The organism is Micromonospora sp. ATA51 (assembly GCF_016802855.1).
GTDB classification, from domain to species: domain Bacteria; phylum Actinomycetota; class Actinomycetes; order Mycobacteriales; family Micromonosporaceae; genus Micromonospora; species Micromonospora sicca.
Window position 1 is genome coordinate 1 of the sequence record NZ_JAEVHJ010000581.1, and the last position, 2,113, is coordinate 2,113.

Consider the following 2,113-nt stretch of genomic DNA (forward strand, 5'->3'; position numbering starts at 1 on the left):
CGCGGGGTCCTGGCCGCTGCCGGTACGCCTTGCCGCCGGCGTGCTCGACGCGGTCCTGGCCCGGGAGGGTGGCGACGACCGGCGGGCCGGTCGAATCGTGGAGCGGGTGCTCGACCTGGCCGAGCCGGCGGGATACCGCCGGGTCTTCACCCGCGCGGAGCCCGGATTCCGTGACCTGCTCGCCGCCCACCTGGACTCCGGCACCGCGCACTGGCCGACGGTGAGCGACCTGGTCCGCGGCGCGGACGAGCGGCGCGCGGACGATTCGGCGGACCGGCCGGGCGCGCCGGAGCGGGCGTTGGACGAGCCGCTCACCGAGCGGGAGCTGACCATCCTGCGGTACCTGCAGAGCATCCTGTCCAACGTGGAGATCGCCAACGAGCTGTCCCTGTCGGTCAACACGGTGAAGACGCACGTGCGCAATATCTACCGCAAGCTCGACGCGACCCGCCGGCGCGAGGCGGTCCGGCGGGCCCGTGAGCTCCGGTTGATCTGACGGCGCGCCGACCCGGACCTGATCAGGCGTTCGCGGCGGCGTCCACCGCGGCCAGCAGGTCCGCCAGGTCGTAGCCGCCGTCGTGGCGGACCTCGTTGACGAACAGGGTCGGGGTGCCGGTGACGCCACTGCGGATGCCCCCGACGAAGTCTCGCCGGACCCGGTCGGCGTGCGCGTGCCCCGTCACCTCGGCGTCGATTTCGTCGGGCGGCAGCCCGAGCTGTTCGACACCGAGCGACAGGTGCACCGGGTCGAGTTGATCCTGGTGCTCGTACAGCCAGTCGTGCATCTCCCAGTACCGTCCCCGCCGGCCGCGGCTTCCGCCGCCTCCGCCGCGCTCTCCGCGTACGGGTGCACGTTGGCGATGGGGAAGTGCCGGTACACCAGTCGGACCTGGTCTGCGCGCTGGCGCAGCAGCTCGGTCAGGTTCGCGTGGGCGGCGCCGCAGAACCGGCACTGGAAGTCGCCGTACTCGACGAGGGTCACCGGCGCCTCCGCCGGCCCGCGGGCGTGGTCGACCTCGGTCACCGGGATCCGCAGCCTCGCGGTGGTGACCTGCAGTGGCGTGGTCATCCGGCCGTCACCCGCCGATCCGCCGCCGACCGTTCGCGGGCGTCGAGGATGCCGTCCGCGCCGGGGTCGACGTCGGCCGCGGAGGGGTGGTTCCCGGCGACCGTGCCCCGGGTCGCCGGCAGGGTGCGGCCGGGCGCGGGACGCCCGGATCTGATCAGCCCGTTCGGATCAGTCATGCGTTCCACCCTCGCTCCGCATCGGGTGAGCCCGGATCACCCGGCCCGGGTGGTTCCCCCGGCCGCCCGGCCGGGTCCGCTCAGCGGCCCACCGCGACGTGGTTGTGCACCTCGCGGATGCCGGGCGCCGACCAGACGACCCGTTCGATCTCCTCGCGCTCGGGCACCGAGTGCACCAGGCCCTCCAGCACGACGGTGTCGCCGTGCACCCGGACGCTGATCCCCTCGGCCTCGGTCGCGCCGTTGCGGGCCAACGCGTCCACGATCCGCTCGGCCAGGTCGCGGCCGTCGGCCCGGACCGCCGGCCGGACGGTGATGCCGTTGCTCACCCCGCGTACGCCGGTCAGCCGGCCGACCGCGCGCTCGGCGGCCCGGCGCTGGTACTCCCATTCGACCTCGCCGTGCAGGGTGACCCAGCCGTCCGCCACGGTCACGTTGAGGGCCTCGATCGGCACGAAGGCGTCCCACTCCACGGCCCGGGTGGCCGCCAAGGCGATCTCCGGGTCGCTCTTCTCGGCCGAGGTGGCGATCCGGACGGCGAGGTCGTTGGCGACCGCGCGGACCCGGGACACCCGGTGCGCGGCCCGCTCGGCGGCCCACTTCTTGGCGTAGCTGTCCACCCAGCCGGTCAGCGTCACCACCCCTTCGGTGACGGTCACCCCGATCTCGTTGGGGCGTACCCGGGGTTCCCAGGTCAGCTCGTCGAGGACATCGGTCTGGATGTCCTGGTCGGTCCGGGTGACGGTTGCGGTGGCCATCGGTCACTCCTTCACAGATGCGGATTTCGCGGCACGCATGCCGCCAACCCCGATCCTGACCGTCCCCGGGGTGACCCGCCCTCACCCACCCCCGGATGACCCACCCCCAC

At 73.6% G+C, this 2,113-nt stretch carries 3 protein-coding genes and 1 pseudogene; 1 reads left to right on the plus strand and 3 read right to left on the minus strand.

Annotation, left to right across the window (positions count from 1 at the left end):
• On the plus strand, window positions 1–496 hold a 496-nt coding region (locus JNW87_RS37965; RefSeq protein WP_238455395.1), incomplete at its 5' end, for a LuxR C-terminal-related transcriptional regulator.
• Window positions 497–518: 22 nt separating this feature from the next.
• Here the strand turns inward: JNW87_RS37965 and JNW87_RS37970 are convergent.
• The 3 genes and pseudogenes from JNW87_RS37970 to JNW87_RS37980 form a co-directional block, all read right to left on the minus strand.
• Window positions 519–1,069, minus strand: a pseudogene (locus tag JNW87_RS37970) (DsbA family protein).
• Entirely contained in the window at window positions 1,066–1,245 is a 180-nt protein-coding gene (locus tag JNW87_RS37975; protein WP_238455396.1) for a hypothetical protein, read from the minus strand. The pseudogene JNW87_RS37970 and the gene JNW87_RS37975 overlap by 4 nt, the downstream one beginning before the upstream one ends.
• A gap of 80 nt (window positions 1,246–1,325) precedes the next feature.
• The gene (locus JNW87_RS37980; RefSeq protein WP_238455397.1) at window positions 1,326–2,003 is read right to left on the minus strand and encodes a BON domain-containing protein; all 678 of its coding nucleotides are present in this window, start codon (window positions 2,001–2,003) and stop codon (window positions 1,326–1,328) included.
• Window positions 2,004–2,113 lie beyond the last annotated feature (110 nt).

Coding starts and splice junctions, on each gene's coding strand:
- JNW87_RS37975 (WP_238455396.1), bottom strand. CDS start 1,245: ATGACTGATCCGAACGGGCTGATCAGATCCGGGCGTCCCGCGCCCGGC.
- JNW87_RS37980 (WP_238455397.1), bottom strand. CDS start 2,003: ATGGCCACCGCAACCGTCACCCGGACCGACCAGGACATCCAGACCGAT.